Consider the following 322-nt stretch of genomic DNA (forward strand, 5'->3'; position numbering starts at 1 on the left):
GTACCGATGAGGGTAGCGCCGACATCCTGGTCACCGGCACCCGCATCAAGCGCGCGGACCTGAACAGCAACAGCCCGCTGACCGCCGTCGACAGCCAGGAAATCCAGTATCAGGGCGCGACGACCGCGGAGGCCGTGCTGAACCGCTTGCCGCAGTTCACCGCCGACGCGAACGAGAACGTCTCCAACGGATCGGACGGCACCGCGAACGTCAACCTGCGCAATCTCGGCAGTTCGCGCGTCCTGACGCTGATCAACGGTCAGCGCATGCTGCCGCAGCAGGCGGTCGACATCAACTTCATCCCCAGCGCGCTGATCGAGCG

At 65.5% G+C, this 322-nt stretch carries 1 protein-coding gene; it reads left to right on the forward strand.

Annotation, left to right across the window (positions count from 1 at the left end):
- Positions 1-322 (forward strand): TonB-dependent receptor plug domain-containing protein (locus AC0IYH_RS30390; protein ID WP_471837862.1); only part of this gene is annotated, 322 nt, incomplete at both ends.

Source organism: Pseudomonas sp. AC463, assembly GCF_979253585.1.